The sequence below is a fragment of the Streptococcus sp. GMD6S genome (assembly GCF_000297015.1).
The window spans coordinates 1-1,982 of sequence record NZ_AJRH01000315.1 but is presented as its reverse complement, the minus strand read 5'-3'; the positions used below and the strand labels follow the sequence as shown (position 1 = coordinate 1,982).

The 1,982-nt window shown below is 44.1% G+C and carries 3 protein-coding genes; all 3 read right to left on the bottom strand.

Features of this window, described 5'->3' with window-relative positions:
• A partial coding sequence (gene trmFO, locus GMD6S_RS11245) for a methylenetetrahydrofolate--tRNA-(uracil(54)-C(5))-methyltransferase (FADH(2)-oxidizing) TrmFO (protein ID WP_000083704.1) occupies positions 1 to 764 on the bottom strand: 764 nt, incomplete at its 3' end.
• 133 nt (positions 765 to 897) lie between these two features.
• Entirely contained in the window at positions 898 to 1,776 is an 879-nt protein-coding gene (gene rsmI, locus GMD6S_RS11240) for a 16S rRNA (cytidine(1402)-2'-O)-methyltransferase (protein ID WP_001166889.1), read from the bottom strand.
• Between the two features lie 2 nt (positions 1,777 to 1,778).
• Positions 1,779 to 1,982, bottom strand: a 204-nt coding sequence (locus tag GMD6S_RS11235; RefSeq protein WP_000315535.1) for an initiation control protein YabA, incomplete at its 5' end; no start/stop codon positions are given.

Genomic DNA, 1,982 nt, shown 5'->3' with positions numbered 1-1,982 from the left:
TCTGGATACTCCAAACCGACTGGCTTCATCGGACCATAAAGCATGGTTTTAATGCCACGCTTAGCCATGACTTCGATAGGCATACAACCTTCAAAGTACTTTTCTTTTTCAAACGAATTGAGCGGGGCTTCTTCCGCATTGATCAATGCTTCATGGAAATCCATAAATTCTTGCTTGGTCATAGGGGCATTGAGGTAGGCTGCTTCTCCCTTGTCATAACGAGACTTGAGATAGACCTTGCTCATATCGATGGTATTGACATCGATAATCGGCGCCGCCGCATCGTAGAAATAGAAACCATCACCGTCATTAAGGGCATGAATCTTTTCAGCTAGGGCATCGCTGGTTAAAGGACCAGTAGCGACAACTGTAATAACATCAGTCGGCAATTCTGTAATTTCATCACGAACCACTTCAATCAAGGGGTGATTAGCCACTTTTTCAGTCACCATTTGAGAGAAACCATCACGGTCCACCGCAAGGGCTCCACCAGCAGGAACACGTGTAGCTTCAGCAGATTCCAAGATAACAGAACCCAAGCGACGCATTTCTTCCTTGAGAAGCCCAACTGCATTGGTCAAAGCATCCCCACGTAAGGAATTGGAACAAACCAATTCAGCAAAATTGTCTGTTTTGTGCTGTGGTGTTGACTTGACCCCACGCATTTCATAAAGTTTAACTGGAATACCGCGTTCTGCGATTTGGTAAGCTGCTTCAGAACCTGCCAAACCAGCACCGATAACATTGATATAAGATTGAGACACGACACTAATACCTCTTTGGGTGGAACCTAAGTTCATATCAAAACAAGCTACTAGACTGTTTGACACCCACAAATCTTTCTAATTTTTCTTCTACTAGTATAACAAAAAAAGGGAAGATGGCAAACTTCCCTGTTTAATCACTTTCTTGATTTTTTTCCCAGTCGTGGTAGGCAGCATAGAGTTGACTTTTATTCCACATGTAGAGTTTCGCAACTTCCTTAATGGCTTGATTTTTCTTCATGCCTTCTTGGATGCGTGCTTGGATATCTGAAAACAAGTCCTCCTCGTCCTTTTCCTCCACATCCTGACTGGCACCCTCAATGATGAGAAGGCATTCGCCCTTGAGTGGCGTTTCAGCTATGCTTTCTAGTAGCTCTGAAATCTTTCCTCGTTGGTATTCTTCATAGATTTTGGTCAATTCTCTGACCAAGACCACCGAGCGGTTACCGTAGACTTCTAGCATATTTTCCAATGTATCTGCCACACGGTGAGGCGATTCGTAGAAAATCTGAGTTTCTGGATAGTCTTTTTTTGAGTTGAAAAATTGCTTTTGCTGACCTGATTTTCTCGGTAAGAAACCATAAAAAACATGTGGTTGCGGCGCCAAACCACTGGCAATCAAAGCAGAAATCCCTGCAGAGGCACCTGGAACGGTAACAACTGCGATTTCTTCCTCAATGGCTGCCTTGACTAAATCGTGACCAGGATCCGAGATACTAGGCAGACCCGCATCAGAAACCTGAGCAATACTTTGTCCTGCTTTCAGTAAACCAATCAAATCAGGAATTTTTTCCTTGGCATTGTGCTCATGAAAACTGATTTGCTTGGTCGAAATATCAAAATGCTTGAGCAGAAGCCCTGTATTGCGCGTGTCCTCAGCAGCAATCCAGTCCACCTCTTTCAAGGTCTGGATGGCACGAAAGGTCATATCATCTAGATTGCCAATCGGCGTTGCTACTAGGTAAAGCTTGCCATAGGGAGATTGTCCCTTAAAACTTTTTTGAATCTGCATGCTTACTCCCTATATAACAACTCATCACAGAACATACATTCCTCGTCCTGCTCGCGACGTTGTCCATAAAAATCATTACATACGTGAAAACCGTCTTTATAGATTCGGCGGACGCTTTCACGAACATGCTTGGCCTTAACGGGTGTATCTGCTTCCACCTCGCCCAAGCGTTCGCGCAACTTACTATTTTCCAAGCGAAGAGCTGT

Bases quoted from the DNA above. Each gene is read 5' to 3' on its own strand.
- rsmI (WP_001166889.1), bottom strand. From the start codon at position 1,776: ATGCAGATTCAAAAAAGTTTTAAGGGACAATCTCCCTATGGCAAGCTT.